General features: G+C 58.1%; 19 protein-coding genes. 13 read left to right on the top strand and 6 right to left on the bottom strand.

The window, feature by feature from the left end; translation table 11 throughout:
- Positions 1-49: 49 nt before the first annotated feature.
- The gene (locus UB90_RS08610) at positions 50-457 is read right to left on the bottom strand and encodes a DUF4260 domain-containing protein (protein ID WP_065324125.1); all 408 of its coding nucleotides are present in this window, start codon (positions 455-457) and stop codon (positions 50-52) included.
- On the bottom strand, positions 457-1,233 hold the full coding sequence (locus UB90_RS08605) for an NYN domain-containing protein (RefSeq protein WP_065324482.1): 777 nt from the start codon (positions 1,231-1,233) through the stop codon (positions 457-459). Before UB90_RS08605 ends, UB90_RS08610 begins: the two co-directional genes overlap by 1 nt.
- A gap of 272 nt (positions 1,234-1,505) precedes the next feature.
- Here UB90_RS08605 and yghU point away from each other — a divergent pair, with 272 nt between their 5' ends.
- Positions 1,506-2,378, top strand: coding sequence for a glutathione-dependent disulfide-bond oxidoreductase (yghU, locus tag UB90_RS08600; protein WP_065324124.1), 873 nt, complete (start codon positions 1,506-1,508; stop codon positions 2,376-2,378).
- Positions 2,379-2,562: 184 nt separating this feature from the next.
- On the opposite strand, the gene UB90_RS08595 is transcribed toward yghU, so the two are convergent.
- Together UB90_RS08595 and UB90_RS08590 are read right to left on the bottom strand one after the other, a co-directional pair.
- Positions 2,563-3,354, bottom strand: coding sequence for an SseB family protein (locus UB90_RS08595; RefSeq protein WP_065324123.1), 792 nt, complete (start codon positions 3,352-3,354; stop codon positions 2,563-2,565).
- Positions 3,347-3,943 carry a uracil-DNA glycosylase family protein gene (locus tag UB90_RS08590; RefSeq protein WP_065324122.1) on the bottom strand — a complete coding sequence of 199 codons (597 nt, stop codon included), beginning with the start codon at positions 3,941-3,943 and terminating at the stop codon, positions 3,347-3,349. Before UB90_RS08590 ends, UB90_RS08595 begins: the two co-directional genes overlap by 8 nt.
- Positions 3,944-4,284: 341 nt before the next feature.
- Here UB90_RS08590 and UB90_RS08585 point away from each other — a divergent pair, with 341 nt between their 5' ends.
- The 4 genes from UB90_RS08585 to UB90_RS08570 are packed head-to-tail and all read left to right on the top strand — an operon-like array spanning position 4,285 to position 9,010.
- Entirely contained in the window at positions 4,285-4,944 is a 660-nt protein-coding gene (locus UB90_RS08585) for an ABC transporter ATP-binding protein (protein ID WP_005614477.1), read from the top strand.
- Entirely contained in the window at positions 4,922-6,652 is a 1,731-nt protein-coding gene (locus tag UB90_RS08580; RefSeq protein WP_065324121.1) for a capsule biosynthesis protein, read from the top strand. Before UB90_RS08585 ends, UB90_RS08580 begins: the two co-directional genes overlap by 23 nt.
- Before the next feature lie 4 nt (positions 6,653-6,656).
- A complete protein-coding gene (gene kdsA / locus UB90_RS08575) occupies positions 6,657-7,490 on the top strand; it encodes a 3-deoxy-8-phosphooctulonate synthase (protein WP_065324120.1) in 834 nt (277 codons plus the stop codon).
- 23 nt (positions 7,491-7,513) lie between these two features.
- Positions 7,514-9,010: a phosphomannomutase/phosphoglucomutase gene (locus UB90_RS08570; RefSeq protein ID WP_065324119.1), complete on the top strand. Its 1,497-nt coding sequence runs from the start codon at positions 7,514-7,516 to the stop codon at positions 9,008-9,010.
- A gap of 163 nt (positions 9,011-9,173) precedes the next feature.
- Here UB90_RS08570 and UB90_RS08565 read toward each other — a convergent pair whose 3' ends face one another.
- The gene (locus UB90_RS08565) at positions 9,174-11,120 is read right to left on the bottom strand and encodes an AsmA family protein (RefSeq protein WP_065324118.1); all 1,947 of its coding nucleotides are present in this window, start codon (positions 11,118-11,120) and stop codon (positions 9,174-9,176) included.
- Positions 11,121-11,362: 242 nt separating this feature from the next.
- On the opposite strand from UB90_RS08565, the gene rimO reads away from it, so the two are divergent.
- The 3 genes from rimO (at position 11,363) to UB90_RS08550 (ending at position 14,775) form a co-directional block, all read left to right on the top strand.
- A complete protein-coding gene (gene rimO / locus UB90_RS08560; RefSeq protein WP_065324117.1) occupies positions 11,363-12,766 on the top strand; it encodes a 30S ribosomal protein S12 methylthiotransferase RimO in 1,404 nt (467 codons plus the stop codon).
- A 112-nt stretch (positions 12,767-12,878) separates the two neighbouring features.
- Entirely contained in the window at positions 12,879-14,123 is a 1,245-nt protein-coding gene (pepT, locus tag UB90_RS08555; protein ID WP_065324116.1) for a peptidase T, read from the top strand.
- Positions 14,124-14,199: 76 nt separating this feature from the next.
- Positions 14,200-14,775 (top strand): DUF4177 domain-containing protein, encoded by a 576-nt coding sequence (locus UB90_RS08550; RefSeq protein WP_065324115.1) that lies wholly within the window; start codon positions 14,200-14,202, stop codon positions 14,773-14,775.
- Positions 14,776-14,826: 51 nt separating this feature from the next.
- On the opposite strand, the gene UB90_RS08545 is transcribed toward UB90_RS08550, so the two are convergent.
- Positions 14,827-15,081, bottom strand: coding sequence for a BolA family protein (locus UB90_RS08545; RefSeq protein WP_005614506.1), 255 nt, complete (start codon positions 15,079-15,081; stop codon positions 14,827-14,829).
- A 117-nt stretch (positions 15,082-15,198) separates the two neighbouring features.
- On the opposite strand from UB90_RS08545, the gene UB90_RS08540 reads away from it, so the two are divergent.
- The 5 genes from UB90_RS08540 to cobT all read left to right on the top strand — a co-directional run bounded on the left by UB90_RS08540 (position 15,199) and on the right by cobT (position 20,524).
- On the top strand, positions 15,199-15,825 hold the full coding sequence (locus UB90_RS08540) for a DnaJ domain-containing protein (protein ID WP_009178758.1): 627 nt from the start codon (positions 15,199-15,201) through the stop codon (positions 15,823-15,825).
- A gap of 231 nt (positions 15,826-16,056) precedes the next feature.
- On the top strand, positions 16,057-16,656 hold the full coding sequence (locus tag UB90_RS08535) for a methyltransferase family protein (protein ID WP_005614509.1): 600 nt from the start codon (positions 16,057-16,059) through the stop codon (positions 16,654-16,656).
- 288 nt (positions 16,657-16,944) lie between these two features.
- Positions 16,945-17,931, top strand: a complete 987-nt coding sequence (gene cobS, locus UB90_RS08530) for a cobaltochelatase subunit CobS (RefSeq protein WP_005614510.1) — start codon at positions 16,945-16,947, stop codon at positions 17,929-17,931.
- A gap of 17 nt (positions 17,932-17,948) precedes the next feature.
- Positions 17,949-18,650, top strand: coding sequence for an aspartate/glutamate racemase family protein (locus UB90_RS08525; RefSeq protein ID WP_065324480.1), 702 nt, complete (start codon positions 17,949-17,951; stop codon positions 18,648-18,650).
- Entirely contained in the window at positions 18,647-20,524 is a 1,878-nt protein-coding gene (cobT, locus tag UB90_RS08520) for a cobaltochelatase subunit CobT (RefSeq protein ID WP_065324479.1), read from the top strand. Before UB90_RS08525 ends, cobT begins: the two co-directional genes overlap by 4 nt.
- The last annotated feature ends 315 nt before the right edge of the window (positions 20,525-20,839 follow it).

Below are 20,839 nucleotides of genomic sequence, written 5' to 3'. Positions count from 1 at the left end.
ACGCGCCTGTGTTAAGAGACGAGACCGCGTGAGATAACTGTGATCGCTTTCAACCCTTGGGCTGAGTTTTCTCATGACGCGCACGCCCGATCTGGCCAAGATGTGTAAATTCAAAGCCTTGCGGTGACTTTAACCCATAGCCGAGCATCCGATCCAAACCGCAATGCGCCAACCAGAGCGCGCCAAGCTCCCACATCAATGGGGCTTGCCACAGGTGACCCAGCGCTAATGTAACAATTCCGGCGGCGTATAGGTGAACCATGTTGTAACAAACCGCCCCAACACGCCGCCCGAACAGATAGGCGAGAAAGCTCAGGTCAGGGGTGAAAAACAACAAAACCGCAGCCCAAATCGGCAGCATCGTTTCCGCACCGGCATATAGCCACAGGCCAGCGGCACAGATCACTGCCCCCTCGGCCTTTTGCCATGTCACAGCTAGGGGTGTGGGTGCGTCCATCAATCGAGCCTGCGTACAAGGATCTGATTGCCCTCGCCCCTACGGGTTTCAAGGATCTTCATCGTTGCGATCAGGTCTGAGAGTTTGCGCTTGCCATAACTGCGGGTGTCGAAATCGGGGCTGGCGGCTGTGATATATTGGCCGATCTGCCCGAGTGAGAACCATTCGTCCTCCTGACTGATCGCATCCATTGCGCGCAACACCAGTTTTTGTGGATCTTCCAGCTCTGCCGGAGCTTGATCATCCTGCGCCATGACAGCCTGTTCGGGCGCTTCCCCAGTGGTGTGATTTGCGGGTTTCGGTTTTGGCTTTTGCGGTTTTGGCACCTCATTGAGGAGGTTTTCCACATAGATGAACCGCTTACAGGCCCGTACAAATGCAGCCGGCGTTTTGCGCATGCCCATGCCGTACACATCCAGCCCCTGTTCACGGATACGGCTGGCCAATCGCGTAAAATCGCTATCCGAAGAGATCAGAACAAACCCGTCAAAGCGGCCCGAGTGCAGGATATCCATTGCATCAATCACCAGCGCAATGTCGCTGGCGTTCTTCCCGGTGGTATTGGCAAATTGCTGATGCGGGACAATGGCATAGGCTGCGAGTTTGTCTTTGCTCCACCCTTGCGGACCGCCACCCGAAAAATCCCCATAGATGCGCCGAATGCTGGCCTCGCCCAGGGACGCAATCTCTTCGAACATAACCTCGGCATGTTTGGCAGAGATATTGTCCGCGTCGATCAGGACCGCCAATAGGGGTGGTTTTTCGCTGTTAGCCATAAAATGTCCTGCCTGTGTAAAAGTCAGCGTGAAGCGCTTGCCCCATACATACCCTGATGCGCGAGAATAGAAACCGCTGAGGCCGATACAGGGCTCCCTTTGCCGCCGATCACTGCGCATTGATCGGCGGCGCACAAACCAGTGTGCAAATTTTAACCCCTGCCAGACCTTCCAGTCGTTGGAATTTTCACTATCGTCCCCATTTGAGGTGAAGCCCTGCCCGACGGGCGGCCCGATCACCAACGTCTGACACGAGAAGAAAGAGGCCCTGCATGAGCGATTCGACCTATACCCCTCCGAAGGTCTGGACCTGGGAGCAAGAAAGCGGTGGCCAGTTCGCCTCCATCAACCGCCCCATCGCCGGTGCCACGCATGACAAAGAGCTGCCGGTGGGCGAACACCCTTTCCAACTTTATTCTCTGGCAACGCCCAACGGCGTAAAGGTCACAGTGATGCTGGAGGAGCTTTTGGCCGCTGGCATCAAAGAAGCAGAGTATGATGCGTGGCTGATCAAGATTGGCGACGGTGACCAATTCGGCTCCGGCTTTGTGGAGATCAACCCGAACTCCAAAATCCCGGCACTGCATGACCGTTCCGGCGGTGCGCCTGTGCGAGTGTTCGAGAGCGCCTCGATCCTGATGCATCTGGCCGAGAAGTTTGGTCATTTCCTTCCCAAAGATGGTAGCGCGCGTACCGAAGTCCTGAACTGGTTGTTCTGGCAAATGGGCTCCGCGCCGTATTTGGGCGGCGGGTTTGGCCATTTCTATGCTTACGCCCCAGAAAAGTTCGAATATCCCATCAACCGTTTCACCATGGAGGCCAAGCGCCAGTTGGACGTCTTGAACCGGGAACTGGCGACCAAGACCTATATCGCAGGCGAAGAGTACTCGATTGCCGATATGGCGATCTGGCCGTGGTATGGCCAGTTGGTGCTCGGCCGTCTTTACGATGCGGCAGAGTTCCTTGATGTGGAGAGCTATGAGCATGTGATGCGATGGGCCAAGGCCATTGATGCCCGCCCCGCAGTCCAGCGTGGCCGCATGGTGAATCGCGCCTTTGGAGAGCTGTCCTCCCAGCTGCGCGAACGCCACTCTGCCGAGGATTTCGAGACCAAGACGCAGGATAAACTGGAAGCGGCTGAGTAAACGCCCACCCCTGCGGGGGCCTATGGCAACGCCCCCTGTCAGAATTGAGCCGAGCCTCAAGCCCCATAAGGGGCTTGAGGCTGCGCCGGGCCGAACGGCCCGGCGCCCCGCCCAACGGGAGCGGATCATTTGAATGATCCAGCGACGGGCGGGAGTGTTCCCGATTCAAAGCGCTATTTTGCGATTATTTCAGGCGCGGCGGCTTGTCCGGATCAGACCCCGGTATCTGCGGTTGATAAGACCGTGCGGCCTCAACTTCCGGCAAGTCAAAGCGCAGACCGACACGCGCCAACCGCGCGGACATCTCGTCACTGGCGGAAAAAAAGCCCACATCCAAAGCGCCCGCTTCAATACCAGAGAATGTCAGCGCTTCGCCTGCCGCTTTGGCCAATGCCGGCTCAGCCCCCTCTTGCGCGCCAACAAATGCCAGCAGATGCCCACTGCCGCCACTCTCATAGGTCACAGCCACCAGATACGCCATGCGCGCCAAACCAGCAGCGGTTGCAAGTTTTGCGTCCAAGGCGGTCAAAAGCACCTCCGGCAACCCTCGCGGTGGGCGCACCTCTGAAATGGCAGCCTCCACTTCGCCCGGTGCATGAGACAGGGTTTCCGCAAGCCACCCCATCGCCGCGTCTGGAATGAGAATTGAAGACGGCGCAACCTCAAGATTGACCCCCAATCCTATTCCCTGCCCGGCGAGCATCGAGGCGATCACCCGTCCCGACAATGCCGCATAGGGCACAATCCGGTTGGCAAACTGCGCCAGCCGTTCCTCACGATCAAACACCAGAACAAAACGCCCCTCGCCAGTATCAAAGATCTCGGGGCTGATCCGGTCGCCTTCGGGTTCTTTATCCAACAGGATAAACAGCTCACTGTCGGCCAGCCGCTCAAAGAACCGCAAACGTGCCGCATCGTCTTCTGGAGCGGCTTCCATTGCCGCATGGGCCTGATCAAGCGGGGTTGTTTCAGTCATATCGCATCAGCTCCTTCACCCGAGCGCGCAGAACCGGGATCAGCTCCGCCTCAAACCAGGGGTTTCGTTTCAGCCAAGCCGTATTGCGCCACGAGGGATGAGGCAAGGCAAAGACCCCATCCGGCAAACTGCGCCAATCTCGAACCACTTCTGTCACGCCCTTGCGGGTCTTGAGGTGGTAGCGGTGCGCATGCCCGCCGACGATGATGCGCAACCTCACGCGGCACAGGGCTTCCATCACTCGGTCATGCCATGTTTCACCGCAGATCGGTGGCGGCGGTAGATCCGCATTCTTGGCATCATATCCCGGAAAGCAAAACGCCATTGGCACGATTGCCACCCGCGATTGGTCATAGAATTCTTCCTCATTCAACCCAAGCCAATCGCGGAGCCGATCTCCCGATGGATCGGTAAAGGGCTTGCCGCTTTCATGAACCCGCAACCCCGGTGCCTGCCCTGCGATGAGAATCCGGGCACCCGGCTGAAACCACACCACCGGACGCGGCTGATGGGCTGTCTTTGTCGCGGCAAATCGCGTTGCGCAGAGTGTACATGCCGCAATCTGGTGTTTGAGAGGCGCGCTGTTCATCTGGTTCGATCCACTTGCCTTGTGCAGCCCGTCTTTGTGTTCTCGAATACCGGACCGCTGTTGATCTGCCACAACACTACCAAATCAGCAGCACCGCATTGCTCAAATTCGACATATTTGCGCCTAAATCAGCGCGTAGTCCGTTAACTAACTTGTGCTAGGGCTGGATTTACAGGCATTCGCAGTCCCATCGAAGATGGAAATACCGCCGGTTATCTGCATTCGGCACCCTCCTTCGATGTTCGAAGGCAAAAAGACAACACAGCGGTGCAGGGCCAATCACCTTATGGTGACCAGCTCTGCCCACATCCGAGGTAAAGAGGCTATATACTGAGCAGATCATGTTGGAATTCGTGAACGTCAGCAAATCCTATTGGACCGGGACTCAGCGCAAGATCATCCTGGACAAGGTCTCCTTTCAGGTGGAGCTTGGGACCTCGCTTGGCATTCTGGCACCCAATGGAACCGGCAAGACAACGCTGATCAACATGATGGCAGGCCTTGAAAAGCCCGATGAAGGCGAGATCAATCGCGGCTGCAAAATTTCCTTCCCACTCGGTTTTATGGGCGGCGTCGTGAACCGCCTCTCCGCCATGGAAAACAGCCGCTATATTGCGCGCCTTTATGGTTTGGACCCGGACTATGTCGAAAGCTACTGCCGTTGGCTCTGCGGGCTAAATGAGTATTTCGATCAACCGCTTGGAACCTATTCCGCAGGGATGAAATCCCGATTTTCCTTTGCGCTGATGCTGGCGCTGGATTTCGATATCTATTTGATCGACGAAGGCATGCCCAGTTCCACAGATGTGGAGTTCAACCGCAAGGCCGGTACCATTTTGCAAGAGCGACTTGAGACCACGACAATCGTCATCGTCTCTCACCAGCCCCGCACACTGGAGAAATTCGCCAACAGCGCCGCTGTTTTGATGAATGGGCAGCTCCATATGTTTGAAACCTTGGAAGAAGCGAAACAGCTCTATGACTACGAAACCCAAGGCTAAAAAATTTCGCATCCGCCGCACCACGTCCGAGGCGGAACAGGCCAGCGAGACCGAAGCAGCGACCGCACGTCCGGTTGCCCCCCCACAGCCACAAGGTTCTGATGGGGCCGTGACTAATGGGACGCCGTCCTCTCAGGGTGGCGTCAAGGGCTCGCAGCCAGCCGGAGCGACTGCACAAGAGCGTCCCTCCACCACTGAGGGCGCGAGAGTCCGCGAGGGGCAAGTTTCTTCCGCCAACGAGGAAGCAGGCGCAACGGACATCGAAGAAATCAAGCGCGAGGGGCTTACAGGTCGCCAACTGCGCTTGGCCCGTCGGGTTGCACAAAAGCATGACCTGCCAGCAACATCCGATTACGATGCCGTTCGCCTGTTGCGTCAACGCGGGATCGATCCGTTTAAACGCGCCAATATGCTGGAGCTTGTCGTTCCTCAGGGACAAAAAAGTAACGTACCGGCGACCCAACCAGCAGCAAACGCACCCAAACCACAGACGCTGCCCCAAACCGTCGACAAGGGAAAAACCAACGTTGCCGCGCCCGGACAACTTAGCCCGGCAGAACGGCGTAACCGTGAAATCCGTTCGATACAGCGCGACATTGCCCGGCGGCGCCGGCGCAAAATGGCACTGTTGGGGGCACGGCTGGGGGCCTTCGTGCTTCTCCCGACTTTTATCGCGGGCTTTTACTACTATAACGTCGCGACCCCTATGTATGCGTCGCATTCGGAATTTTTGGTGCTTAAGGCTGACAGCGCCGGGGCCTCCGGGTTTGGCGGCTTGCTGAGCGGCACCCAATTCGCGACCAGTCAGGACTCGATCGCTGTTCAGGCGTATCTCCAGTCCAAAGTTGCTATGCGCCGCCTCGATGAAGAGGCAGGCTTTCGCACGCATTTCTCTCAGGATTGGATTGATCCCATCCAGCGGCTTACACCGGATGCCACCAATGATGACGCGTATAAGATCTACAAACGCAACGTGAAAATTGGCTACGACCCGACCGAGGGCGTTGTGCGGATGGAGGTATCCGCCGCAGAACCAGAGGTCGCCGCCGAATTTTCGCGCCGCCTTATTTCCTATGCGCAGGAAAACGTGAACCATCTGTCCGAACAAAAGCGGGCCGACCAAGTGGGCGACGCTGAAGATGCGCTGGAGTTGGCGGAACAACAGCGTCGCGATGCTCAGGCTGAACTGGTGCGCCTGCAACAACAAGGTTCTGTTCTCGATCCTGAAGGGGTGATCGCGTCATTGCGCTCGCAGATCAATACCTTCGAGTTGCAGTTGCAGCAAAAACGTCTGGAACTCGCCGCGCTTGAGGACAACCTGCGTCCCAACGCCGCCAAGGTTGAAGGCACCGCAGCCGACATCAAACGGCTTGAAGCTCTGATCGACACGCTCAACAAACGTATGACTGACGCATCGCAGGGCGAAAACTCGCTGGCCTCGCTGAGTGTGAAAATCCAGATGGCGCAGGCTGACCTTGCGACACGGGACATGATGTTGCAATCGGCCCTGCAGCAGGTCGAACAAACCCGGATGGAGGCCAACCGGCAGGTACGCTACCTCACCACCGCGGTCGAGCCAGTTCCCGCCGACACACCTTCATCCCCGCGCAAGTTCGAAAATACGATTTTGGCTTTCCTGATCTTTTCCGGTATCTACCTGATGTGTGCCCTCACGGCATCCATTCTTCGGGAACAGGTCTCTTCGTAAGCTCATGAAAAAAATTGACATCAATGGTCTCACCATTGGCAATGACTGTCCGCTGACCGTCATTGCCGGCCCCTGCCAACTGGAAAGCGCCGATCACGCGCAGATGATTGCCGGTAAGCTCAAGGAAGCTTGCGATGCTGTGGGGGCGCAATTTGTCTTTAAGGCCTCCTACGATAAAGCCAACCGCACCTCCCTCTCTGGCAAACGTGGGCTTGGCATCGACAAGGGGCTCGATGTTCTCGCAGGTGTGCGTGATACCTTTGATGTGCCAGTTCTGACCGATGTCCACACTGAGGCTCAGTGCATCGTCGCCGGTGACGTGGTTGATATCTTGCAGATCCCAGCCTTTCTTTGCCGCCAAACTGACATGCTGCTGGCCGCCGGAAACACCGGCAAAGCCGTGAATATCAAAAAGGGCCAGTTCCTGGCACCATGGGACATGGACAATGTTGTGTCCAAAGTCGAAAGCACAGGCAACGATAAAATCCTGCTGACAGAGCGCGGTACCTCCTTTGGTTACAATGCTTTGGTCGCGGATATGCGCGGCCTGCCCCGTATGGCGCAAACCGGCTATCCGGTGGTCATGGATGCCACCCACTCGGTGCAGCAGCCGGGCGGTCAAGGCGGATCCACCGGTGGCCAGCGCGAATTTGCTCCGGTGATGGCGCGCGCTGCTGTTTCTTTGGGCATTGCTGCCGTTTTCATCGAAACGCATGAAGATCCGGACAATGCGCCCTCCGACGGGCCAAATATGATTTACCTGAAAGACATGCCGCAATTGATTGATACATTGATGGGCTTTGACAAACTTGCCAAAGCCAACCCGATCCGTATTTGATTTACAAAGGACGAGTATTTCCCATGCCCAAACCGCTGCCAGAGGTCACCCCTAACAGCTGGAGTTTCCTGCGCGACGCCATGATCAAACCCACAGGGTTTCGTGAATATGATGCGCGCTGGAAATATCCCGAAGAAATCAATCTACCGGGGATGACTGCTCTGGGGCTTGGGCTGGGTACGCAAATGATCCGTCGCGGGATCGAACCGGTGATCGCCGTTGGCAATGACTACCGCGACTATTCTTTGGCGATCAAAAATGCGCTGATCCTTGGCCTGATGCAAGCCGGCATCAAGGTAAAAGACATCGGCCCCGCGCTGTCGCCCATGGCCTATTTTGCACAGTTCCACCTGGATGTGCCTGCCGTCGCCATGGTCACAGCATCTCATAACCCAAATGGCTGGACTGGCGTGAAGATGGGCTTTGACCGCCCCCTCACGCATGGACCGGATGAGATGGGAGAACTGCGCGACATCGTCCTCAACGGCGAAGGTGAGCGCCGCGATGGTGGATCTTATGAATTTATTGAGGGAGTGAAAGAGGCCTATATCGACGATCTCGTGGGGGATTTCAAAATGTCCCGCCCGCTGAAGGTCGTCTGCGCCACCGGAAACGGTACCGCCTCTGCCTTCGCACCAGAGATTTTCGAACGCATCGGGGTCGACGTTGTCCCCAGTCACAACGCGCTGGACTACACGTTCCCGCACTACAACCCCAACCCCGAAGCCCTTGAAATGCTGCATGATATGTCCGACAGCGTAAAGGCATCGGGGGCGGATCTGGCGCTTGGGTTTGACGGCGACGGGGACCGCTGCGGTGTGGTTGATGATGAGGGTGAAGAGATCTTTGCTGACAAGGTCGGCGTCATCATGGCGCGGGATCTGTCAAAGCTCTATCCAAATTCCACTTTTGTTGCAGATGTGAAATCCACGGGCCTCTTTGCCTCCGATCCGGAACTCCAGAAAAACGGCGTTAAGGCCGATTATTGGAAAACGGGCCACAGCCACATGAAGCGGCGCGTCAAAGAGATCGGCGCCCTCGCAGGCTTTGAAAAGTCCGGCCACTATTTCCTCGCCGAACCCGTGGGGCGCGGTTATGACTGCGGCATGCGCGTGGCCGTAGAGGTCTGCAAAATGCTGGACCGGAATCCGGATATGAAAATGTCCGACCTGCGCAAGGCCCTGCCCCGCACCTGGGCCACCCCAACCATGTCGCCTTATGCGGCAGACACCGAAAAATACGGCATCCTCGCCCGGTTGGTTGAAAAACTCGTCGCAAAACACGAGGCGGGCGAGAGCCTCGCTGGCCGCGCCATCAAGGACGTCGTGACCGTAAACGGTGCCCGGGTGATCCTCGACAACGGGTCTTGGGGGCTCGTGCGTGCCTCATCCAACACCCCCAATCTGGTGGTGGTCTGTGAAAGCTCCGAGAGCGAAGATGAAATGCGCGCGATCTTTGCAGATATTGATGCGGTGATCCGAACGGAACCCGGCGTTGGTGAGTACGACCAAACAATCTGATCCCAACCTGTCAGACTAAAAAAAACCGCGCCATCCTGCTTTGGGGGGCGCGGTTTTTACATCCCTAGAGGCTTTCATCTTTTCACAAATATCTCGGGGTCCGGGGCAGAGCCCCGGTCTCCCCTTCGAAGCCAGACCGCCCTCACTGACCCCTGCGTCAGGCTTAATTGCCCCCGAGAAACTTCAACAACTGCTTGCGGGCCTCTTCCTCGACCCGGCGTTTCAACGCATCATTGACGTCTTCCTTGGTTTCCACTGGAACACCCAATTCCTCGCTGAGCTTGTCACGCACCGCTTGCTTGGCCTTTTCCTCAGCCTCATCCAGCTTAGGTTGAACCAATTTGCTCAGGTCCGGTTTAATTTCAGGATCAAACCAGGAACCACGAATGCGCACCGGCACCGATACGCCAGATGAGGTCTCGCTCGCAAATGCGGTCGGCGTAAAGGTATAATCCAGATCCTGGGCACCCAATCCGACACGCCCCTCGCCTTCGGCCTTCAGAACCTTGAGTGCGGCACGCAGATCATCGTTACGCAGCGTTCCATCCGCCATCGCAAAACTCGCGCTCAGCCCTTCAAAAATCGTGGTGCCGCCGTTGCCACCGTTCGGGTCCATGATTGCCTGCAAGTCAAAGCCAGTAAAGAACCCTTTGCCAAGCTCGACATTCCCTTTGCCGTCCAGTGACCGCATGATCTGGTCCATGGAATTTCCGACACCCAGAAACTCCAGCGTGCCCAATGCTTCACCGTTGAGCTTATCGTATCCTGCGAGTTGCCCCAGCGCCTCGCGCATCTCGATATTGGCAAACTGCAATTTACCCGCCACCGAGAGACCGTTTCGATTGTTGGCAATCAAATCACCTTGCAGCGAGCCTCCAAATGCCTGCACTGGCAGGAACGACAAAACCGCCCGTGCGCGCTCAATTTTCAGCGTCAATCGGCTGGGGCCAAGCGTCACAGAAGAGGTCTTTAACCCTTGGACATCCAGCGAGATTTGCCCATCCGCAAGGCCAAGCATAGAAGCATCGATGGGATCTGTAGACCACCCCTGAGAAGATGCCTCCGACCCTCCGCCTGCACCGCCCGCAGTCGTTCCGAGGGCATCAAGCGCGCTGAAGTCCAATACGTCCCCTTTCAGCGCAGCCGTAACCTGCATCGGCGAGGCCCCGAGGTTCAGATCCGCACCACCTCGCAGCGCATTCTCATCCAAGGACAGACTCAGATCCCGCAATGAGATGCGGCCATCAGGCGTGTAGGTCGTATCGGCAGCAAAGAGCACCTTGCGTCCCAGCCCCCGCGGGATCTCGACAGGTTCCATTCCCAGCGCCGCCATCAGTGCACGGGTGTCTTCGCTTGCGCCCGTGATGCGGCCATCAAATGCGCCGGTCAAATCGGCAAGCCCGTCAAAACGCGCCTTGCTGGCCTCTGCGGTGAGGCTCATCCCGATAGAGGTCACCTCTCCAAGCAGGAAGCTCTTGAAACGGCCTACCTCGCCTTGCAGCCGAACCGGTTTACCAGCCGGGCGCAGGGTCAGATCTACATTTGCGGTGCCATTCGGATCAGGCCATTTCAGGCTCAGATCCACTTGGTTCATCTCAATAACGTCCTGCCCAAAGGGGGCATAGCGCAACGACGCCCCGTTCAGTGTCACCGCCTCAATCGCAAAAGACGCCTTATCGCCACCGGTCTCAGACGCTGTACCATCCGCCGGAGCATCAGAACTGCCTCCTTCGAACACCCAATTCCCAATGCCATCTTCGCGCGTTTCAAGGTTCAGGTGCGGGATAATGGCGGTGAGTTCTGTGATTCGAATATCGCCACGGATCAAATCTGCGGCATCCACCCCGATCGTCAGGCGTCCTGCAGTCAAAAGCGGCTCAGGCCCGGCCCAATCCGCATTTGCAAACGCGACGTTATCGGCCTGAATACCAAGCGTAGGCCAAAACGAGAATCGCACGTCCCCGCCAAAGACCACCTGCCGCCCGGTCTGTTTTTCGATCTGCTGGGCTGCAAGCTCGGCGATTTTTTGCCCCGGCAGGAAGGTCAAAATGGCAATCCCTGCGGCAACGGTGATCACGATGGCGGAAAGAATACGGAGGATCAGGCGCATAGCTCGTGGCCCTTTCTGGGGATGCGTATGGTGTTTGCCCGCAAAGTCAGGGCTTTGGCGCAGATTACAGGCCTTGCGCGAGGGATCAATCCGCACTTCCGCGAAAATCCTGCGTCAACGCAAGCAAATTAGCCGTGATCTAAACACCGCGTCAGACTTCATCATAGGCACCGCGCAGACCAGTTGCTCCGCGTGTCAAATCCTCCATTCCCAAGCGCCGCACTCCGGTTTATAGGACGCCAATGACCAGCAATCCGCCAGATCTTCGCCCCGACCTCGCGCCGAAACCAACCTTTGGCGTTGCCCCCCGACCTGACCAGCCGACCCTTGGCATGGTGTCTTTGGGCTGCCCCAAAGCTCTGGTGGACAGCGAACGCATCCTGACCCGATTGCGCGCCGAAGGCTACGGGATCTCGGCCGACTATGCCGGTGCCGATGCGGTGATTGTGAACACCTGCGGGTTTCTGGATAGCGCCAAGGCTGAAAGCCTTGAGGCCATTGGCGAGGCGTTAAAGGAAAACGGTAAGGTGATCGTAACCGGGTGCCTCGGCGCGGAGCCGGATTACATCCGCGAGCATCACCCGCGTATTCTTGCCGTGACCGGTCCACATCAATATGAGCAGGTGCTGGATGCCGTGCATCAGGCGGTGCCCCCCAGCCCCGATCCATTTGTGGATCTGCTGCCCGCAACCGGTGTCAGCCTCACCCCGCGACACTTTAGCTATCTGAAGATTTCCGAGGGCTGCAATCACAAGTGCAAGTTCTGCATCATCCCCGATATGCGCGGAAAGCTGGCGTCACGTCCCGGTCATGCGGTGCTGCGTGAGGCGGAAAAGCTCGTCGGTGCGGGTGTTCGGGAACTGCTGGTGATTTCTCAGGATACTTCTGCCTATGGGCTTGATCGCAAATATGACGTGAACCCGTGGAAAGATGGCGAGACCCGCAGCCATATCACCGATCTCAGCCGTGCCTTGGGAGAACTTGCCCCCGCCGACGAGCTGTGGATACGGCTACATTATGTATACCCCTACCCGCATGTGCGCGAGTTGATCCCGCTGATGGCCGACCCGAACAATGCGGTGCTGCCTTATCTGGACATCCCTTTTCAGCACGCGCACCCGGATGTGCTGCGCCGCATGGCCCGCCCGGCGGCAGCGGCAAAAACACTGGACGAAATCCGCGCATGGCGTGACATCTGCCCCGACATGACCCTGCGCTCGACCTTTATCGTCGGCTACCCCGGCGAAACAGAAGCCGAGTTCCAGCACCTTCTTGACTGGATGGATGAGGCGCAACTGGATCGCGTCGGCTGTTTTAAATATGAAAACGTCGATGGCGCGCGCTCAAATGATCTGCCCGATCATGTCGCAGATGAGGTCAAACAAGACCGCTGGGAGCGCTTCATGGCAAAGGCGCAGGCGATCTCTGAGGCAAAGCTTGCCGCCAAAGTCGGCCAGACCTTGCAAGTGATCGTGGATGAGATCGACGCGGATGGCATTGCCACCTGCCGCACCAAAGCTGATGCGCCGGAAATCGATGGCAATCTCTTCATTGATGAAGGGACAGAGGGGCTGAGCGTCGGTGATCTCGTGACGGTCGAGGTGGATGAAGCCGGGGAATACGATCTTTGGGGCGCATTGCGCTAAAACGCCTTGGCTTGATGCGCGGGAAAACAGGCATGGTGCAGCACACGGCAAACATCACCTTGACCTGCCTGCGCACCGTCACAATCTTGCATACAACAGCAGGAGATTTTGCATGACCAACACCTTTGACGATGTCCTTCAGGCGCGCCTTGTGCGCTATGCCGCGATCGACAGCCAAAGCGATGAGAACTCGCCCTCAGCACCGAGCACCGAGATCCAGTTCAATATGCTGAACCTGTTGTGCGATGAATTGACCACAATCGGCGCGCAGGATGTTGAATTGACCGACTACGGCGTCGTGCTGGCCACCATCCCCGGCAACACCAATGCGCCCACGGTGGGGTTCCTTGCACATGTGGATACCGCTCCGCAGTTCAATGCAACCGGCGTAAAACCGCGTGTGATCAAGGGGTACAACGGTGGCGACATTACCTTTCCCGACGATCCGGAATTGGTGCTCTCTCCGACCGAGCATCCCTATCTGGCAGAGAAGATCGGCCATGATTTAATCACGGCCTCGGGCACCACGCTGCTGGGCGCGGATGATAAGGCCGGTGTTGCGATCATCATGACAATGGCAGAGCATCTGCTACAAAACGCTGATGCCGCCCGCCCGCCGATCCGCATTGCCTTCACCCCGGACGAGGAAATCGGGCGTGGTGTGCAACCGCAGCTCCAGAAAGATCTGGGCGCAGATTTCGCCTATACACTCGATGGCGGTGAGGCGGGTGAAGTGGAATACGAGAGCTTTTCCGCTGACCGCGCGGTGGTGAAAATCACCGGTGTTTCCATCCACCCGGGCCTTGCCAAGGAAAAGATGGTCAATGCGATCCACCTTGCGTCAAAAATCATCCAGACCCTGCCTCAGGCCACGATGACACCGGAAACCACCGACGCGCGCGAAGGTTTCATCCACGCCACGGATATGTTCGGTGGCTCATCCGAGATGGAATTGCGCTTCATTCTGCGCGATTTTGAGATGGCCGACCTTGAGGCCAAAGGCGCCTTGTTGCGCAGCGTGTGTGATGCGGTTGCCGCGACTGAACCGCGCGCTGAAATCACCTGCGAGATCACACCGCAATATCGCAATATGCGCTACTGGCTGGAAAATGACATGACGCCGGTTGAGCTTGCACATGCAGCCTGCCGCGATGTCGGACTGGAACCGGTATCCGTTCCGATCCGTGGCGGTACCGATGGCTCTCGGCTTACGGAATTCGGCACACCAACGCCGAACATCTTTACGGGGATGCAATGTATCCATGGCCCCTTGGAGTGGATCTCGGTTCAGGATATGTCGCTGGCAACGCAGATGTGCCTGAAGCTGGCAGCGCGCGCCGCTGTTGTGCCAAAGTAACAAACGCTTTTGATCTTCTTTCTCTCTGCCCCGCAAAGCTGCTAGGCTGCAGGCGTGGGCCGCACAGGAACAATCGATGCAGAACTACGAGTATAAGGTCGTCCCCGCCCCCAATCGGGGCAAGAAGGCACGCGGCGTGAAAACCCCCGAAGCCCGTTTTGCCAATGGGATCGAAGGGGTGTTGAATGAGATGGCCGCGCAAGGCTGGGAGTTTCAGCGTGCCGAAATGCTACCCAGCGAAGAGCGCTCAGGTCTGACCGGAACCAAAACCACATGGCGTAATTTGCTGGTCTTTCGGCGGGCGTTGAACGGCGGTGGCCACATGGTCCCAACATCCGAGACCGCGGCTGAACCTGTGCTTGCAACAAACGCTGCGCCCGAAGCCGCGGCCGCAGCGGCAACTTCGGAACCAGAAGCGGAACTGATTGCCGAAACCCCGCGCGTCTCCGCGCCCGAAGCCCATCATGCGCCCGAGCCCGCCCCACTTACAGCCATCGCAGGCGACCCCGAAGCGCCACCAGAAGCCATCCCGGTTCCCGGACCCGGCGCTCGCCGCATGGTTGCCGATGATGGTGTAGAAGAGTTGAGCCCGGTATCTGGCCTTACCGCAGCGCTCAAAGCGCGCGCCAGCCGCGGCAAACCGCAAGACTGACCCAAGCGGTTTGGTGACCCGGCCACCTCTTTGGTGGCCGGACACAAAGTCTTAGCTGCCGATATCCAAGGCCAGCGCATGAATGCGCGGCACAATATCGCCAAGGGCTTTATGCACGGCGCGATGCTGGGCCACCCGGTTCATCCCCTGAAAGGCCTCTGAGCGGATCAACACGTTAAAATGGCTTTCGCCCTTTCCGTCGTGCCCCGCATGACCGATGTGACTATTGCTGTCGTCCACGACCTCTAAGCGGCTGGGCGCAAAGGCTTCTTTCAAAGTGGTTTCGATCTCGTCTCTTACGCTCATTGTAGCGTTACTCCGCCTGTTGTTCATAAAACTGTGCCCGCCCCCCTTTTATCTCTCGACCGTTAGACTAAACTGCTGCCTCCGAGTCGAACAGATGCGTCTAGAAGGTGCTCCCGCATGACCAAATCCGATCCCTTTGGCTTCGATATGTCCATTCGCTCCGCGAAAAAGAAGAACCCACGTGGGCGGCGGAGCATGTCCGGCGCCTCGGAAACTTCGGTGCGCATATGCGATCACGAAGGATGCGAAGAAGCCGGTAAATTCCGCGCGCCTAAAGCCCCCGACGTGCTTGATGACTTCTTCTGGTTTTGTCAGCAACATGTGCGCGAGTACAATCAGAAATGGAACTTCTTTGAAGGCACCACTGAGGCCGAGATGAATGCGCAGGCCTCTAAAGACAAGGTCTGGGAGCGCACAACCAAGCCGCTTGGCGATCCCGAAGCGCGCGCTTGGGCGCGTCTGGGTATCGAAGACCCACATCAGGTTCTCGGCAACAACGCCACCCGCAATCCCGGTAAAAATGGTCAGTCTGCAGGACGACGTCTGCCGCCGACCGAGCGCCGCGCCATTGAAATCCTTGAAGCCAAGGATGACTGGACCAAGGCCGAAATCCGCAAGGCTTACAAAAAGCTCATCAAGGTCTTGCACCCGGATATGAACGGCGGCGACCGCAGCCAGGAAGAGCAGCTGCAAGAAGTCATGTGGGCTTGGGATCAGGTCAAGGACAGCCGCAGTTTCAAGTAACTGCATAGCGCACACTGCATAGACTGCATTGAGTGAACCGCCCGACCCGTCATGGTTTGGGTGGTTTTTCGTTGTGTCATCCCGCAAGCGTGAAAAGGAGTGAACCTCTCAAGACGTCAGAGAGCGCGATTTATTGTTACATTGAGTTGTTAGGCGATGCGTCATCCGAGGTATCGCCCGGATCGTCAGTCACAAAGTCCACGACCTCCGCACAAAGGATCCGAAGACGCCATGTACGACCTTCTCCTGACTTTTCATGACATCGCATTGCTGGTGGCCATTCTCTCCGCGGTCTCATTGGCTGCGCATCTGGGACTAAGCCTGAAACGTCCCGACCTTGGCCTGTGGCCTGCGGCCGAGGGCTGGCGGCACCATCTGGCCTTTGGCCTCTTTCGGGTTTTCTGCGGGGCGACTGTGGTCTTTGCTCTTGCCGAAATTGGCGTGAACGGCTGGGGGCATTGGGCACGCTACGTTGTGGGTGTGCCTCTCATGGTGATGGCCTTTGGTATTACGCTCTGGGGCTACCGCTTCCTCGGGATCGACAACACCTATTGCGACAGCAGCGGGCTCGTCACCGGCGGGATGTATGAATATTCCCGCAACCCGCAGTATGTGACATCCGTATTGGCCACGGTTGGCCTTGGTATCACGACGGGATCTTGGATCACCGTCGCCCTCGCCCTCGTCCTTTTCGCGCTCTATTTCCTGTTCGTATTGAACGAGGAGCGCTGGCTCCTCAAAGGCTACGGTCAGGCCTTCGCCGACTACATGCGCACTACCCCGCGTTTTGTGGACGAGCGCAGCTTGGAGCGTCTGCGCGCCGCACTTTGATCCTCGCCAGGTGCAGTTCTCTGCCTCTATTCAGGACGGCTCCCTTCCACGGGAGTCGTCTGACGTTTGGCCGTCCGTCAAGGCGAGCATTATGTCGGCATTTTTTGACGCTATCGGCGGCGCAAGACACCTTCGGCGTATCAACACAACGGTTTCCCTTGCCCTCATCGGCATCTTCAGGCACCAATCCTGCGATTACGTGATAACGCATCCCAAGATTGACCGACGGGCCACCTGACAGACGCCAATTGCCCGCGCCCGAGACTGACAAGACAAGGACTGACACCTATGACCGACGGCCTGCTGGATATGAACGCAAAACCGACTGAGACGATTTCGGTTCGTGAGGTCTTTGGCATCGACACCGACATGACGGTGAAGGGCTTTGCTGAAGGCACCGACCGCGTTCCCGCGCTGGACCCCACCTATAAGTTCGACCCTGACACCACGATGGCGATCCTTGCGGGCTTTAGCCACAACCGTCGGGTCATGATCCAAGGCTACCATGGCACCGGCAAATCCACCCACATCGAACAGGTCGCCGCGCGCCTGAACTGGCCTTCGGTGCGTGTGAACCTCGACAGCCACATCTCCCGGATCGATCTGATCGGTAAGGACGCAATCAAGCTGCGCGATGGCAAACAGGTCACCGAATTCCACGAAGGCATCCTGCCCTGGGCGCTGCGCAATCCCGTGGCGATCGTATTCGACGAATATGACGCGGGCCGCGCCGACGTGATGTTCGTGATCCAACGTGTGCTGGAACATGACGGTAAGCTGACATTGCTGGACCAGAACGAGATCATCACCCCGAACCCGTTCTTCCGCCTGTTCGCAACCGCCAATACCGTGGGTCTTGGCGACACCACCGGGCTTTATCACGGCACCCAGCAGATCAACCAGGCCCAGATGGACCGCTGGTCGCTGGTGGCGACGCTGAACTACCTGCGTCACGATGCGGAAACCGCCATCGTCCTGTCCAAGGCGCCGCATTACAATACCGAGAAAGGCCGCAAACAGATCGCCCAGATGGTGACCGTCGCGGACCTCACGCGCACCGCCTTTATGAACGGCGACCTGTCGACCGTGATGAGCCCGCGGACCGTAATCAACTGGGCGCAGAACGCCGAGATCTTCCGCGACATCGGCTATGCTTTCCGCCTGTCCTTCCTCAACAAATGCGACGAGCTGGAGCGCCAGACGGTGGCAGAGTTCTACCAGCGCTGCTTTGACGAGGAACTGCCGGAGAGTGCTGCCAACGTAAGCCTCGGCTGACCCAAACAGGAGCAGACATGCACATCGGATTGATCGGAGGGATCGGCGTCGCCGCGACCATCGTTTACTATCAGCGGCTTACAGCTGCTGTGGCAGAACGCGGGGCGACGCTCGATCTCACCATCAGTCACGGTGACATTCAGACCCTGATCCAGAACAACCTCGCTGATGACCGGCAACCACAGGCGGAAATTTTCGCGCGCCAGATCGACCAACTCAAGGGCGCAGGCTGCGATTGCGTGGCGCTGACTTCTCTGGGCGCGCATTACTGTGTCGAAGAATTGAATGCGCTGTCCAGTCTGCCGGTTGTTTCCGGCGTTGCGCCGCTGGACGCCTATTTTGCCGCCGAAGGGTTGGGAACCGTAGGTCTTCTTGGAACGCGCGTTGTGATGCGGACTCGGCTCTATGGTCAGTTGGAATTGACCCGCGCCGTGGCACTGGATGATGAGATCGACACCCTCGGCCAGACCTATCAGGACATCGCAGTGGCGGGCATCTGTGCGCCTGGCCAGCAAGCAGAATTGCTGGACGCGGGCAAACGTATGGTGCGCGATCTTGGGGCCGACGCGATAGTGCTTGCCGGTACAGATCTGAACCTAGCCTTTGACGGTCAGGGTCCGGGGTATAGAGTAATTGATGCGCTGGACGTGCATGTGTCGGTTCTGGCCGACCTTGCATCCGGACGCCTGAGCCTAGACGAAGTGGCAATGACGAGATGAGCAAACCCTCAGACAACCCGGCAGATCCGTTCAAGAAGGCATTGGCCGAGGCCACCAAGGTCATGGCCAATGATACCGAACTGACGGTGAACTACTCGGTCGACCCCTCTGGAATGAGCGGCGACACCATGCGCCTGCCGCAGGTCTCGCGACGCATGACCCGCGAGGAGGTGCTGCTGGCCCGCGGCACCGCCGACGCACTCGCCCTGCGTCGCAAGTACCATGACGAAGGCGTCGCCAGCCGCTACGCGCCATCAGGCGATATGGCGCGCGAGCTTTATGACGCGATGGAAAGTGCGCGGTGCGAGGCAATGGGCGCGCGCGACATGCCCGGCACAGCCTCCAATATCGACGTCAAAATCCAGAACGAAGCGCTGCGGCGTGGCTACGATCAGGTCACATCTGCATCCGAGGCCCCCTTGGCGGTCTCTGCCGGCTACCTGATCCGCCACCTTGCCACCGGACGTCCCCTGCCCGAAGCAGCCGCCAACGTAATGGAACTATGGCGCGGGTTTATCGAGGCGCAAGCCGGTGAGACGCTGGAGAACCTCGACGAGACCATCTCAGATCAGGCGGCATTCGCGAAATTCGCCCGTCGGGTGATTTCCGATCTTGGTTATGGCGACCAGCTCGGCGATGACCCGGATGACCTCGATGACGAGATGAACGACGAGTCCGAGGAATCGGCTGAGGAAGAGGAACAGCCTGACAGCTCTGGTCAGGACGACAGTGACGAAGAAGAGGCCGACGCCTCTCCCGAGCAAGCGCAGGAACAACAGCAAGACGAAAGTCAGGCGCAGGTTTCTGCCGACGATATGGCCGAGGAAGAAGTCACGGATGAAACCGAGATGCCGGATGGTGAGGCACCGCTCGAGCCGCCCGCGCCGCAGCCGGTATCAGATGCGGACCCCGATTACCGCGTGTTCCTCGATACTCATGACGAGGAGATCGCGGCCGAAGATCTGGCCGAACCACAAGAGCTGGAGCGCTTGCGCGCCTATCTTGATCAGCAGTTGGAGCCCCTGAAAGGTGCGGTGTCGCGCCTCGCCAACAAACTGCAGCGCCGTCTGCAAGCACAACAGAACCGTTCTTGGGAGTTCGACAAAGAAGAAGGTGTGCTGGATGCGGGCCGACTGGCACGGGTCGTGGCCAATCCCACAACGCCTCTGTCCTTCAAGGTCGAGAAAGATACCGAATTCCGCGATACCGTGGTGACGCTGCTCTTGGATAACTCCGGCTCGATGCGCGGTCGCCCGATCTCCATCGCTGCCATCTGTGCAGATGTTCTGGCCCGCACGCTGGAACGCTGCAACGTCAAGGTAGAGATCCTCGGCTTCACCACCCGCGCGTGGAAAGGCGGGCTGTCGCGTGAGGCTTGGCTCAATGATGGACGCCCACAGCTGCCCGGGCGCTTGAACGACCTGCGTCACATTATCTACAAGAGCGCCGATGCGCCCTGGCGCCGGGTGCGACCAAACCTAGGCCTGATGATGAAAGAGGGTCTTTTGAAGGAAAACATCGACGGCGAAGCGCTGGAATGGGCACACCGTCGCATGGTCGGACGACCAGAGGCGCGCAAGATCCTGATGGTAATCTCTGACGGTGCCCCGGTGGATGACTCGACGCTGTCGGTGAACCCTGCGAACTATCTCGAAAAACACCTGCGTGATGTGATTGCGATGGTGGAGAAGAAAAAGCAGGTCGAACTGCTGGCGATCGGCATCGGCCATGATGTGACCCGCTATTACGACCGCGCGGTGACCATTACCGATGTGGAGCAATTGGCGGGCGCAATGACCGAGCAGCTCGCCGCGCTCTTTGACAGCGACCCGCGTGCCCGTGCCCGTGTCATGGGGATGCGTCGGGCGAGCTAATGACTTTCGCCTGCGGCGGGCAGCGGAATGCTCCCGCCCCTTATGACTGCATCAAAGATGCCGCCAGACGCGTTGGGCCCGGCCGCGCGCCTGACGACGCGCCGCACTCCGCTACCACCCTTTTGTTCCAATAGAGCTGTTCTTGACGCGACCGCGCCGCGCCTTTCCAAAGGGAAGGCGCGGCGCTTGGCCCAACGAATGCCACTGCCCTGCATGGGGCAGTGGTATTGGGCGGGAGCTTTTCCCTCTTGCGTTTGAGATCTTTCCGCAGCCGGGCTTGTTTGCAGGTCTGTGATCTGTAACAAAACAACTCCC

The sequence above is a fragment of the Tritonibacter mobilis genome, from assembly GCF_001681715.1.
In the GTDB taxonomy this organism is placed as follows: domain Bacteria; phylum Pseudomonadota; class Alphaproteobacteria; order Rhodobacterales; family Rhodobacteraceae; genus Epibacterium; species Epibacterium mobile.
This window is presented reverse-complemented; position numbering and strand designations above follow the sequence as displayed.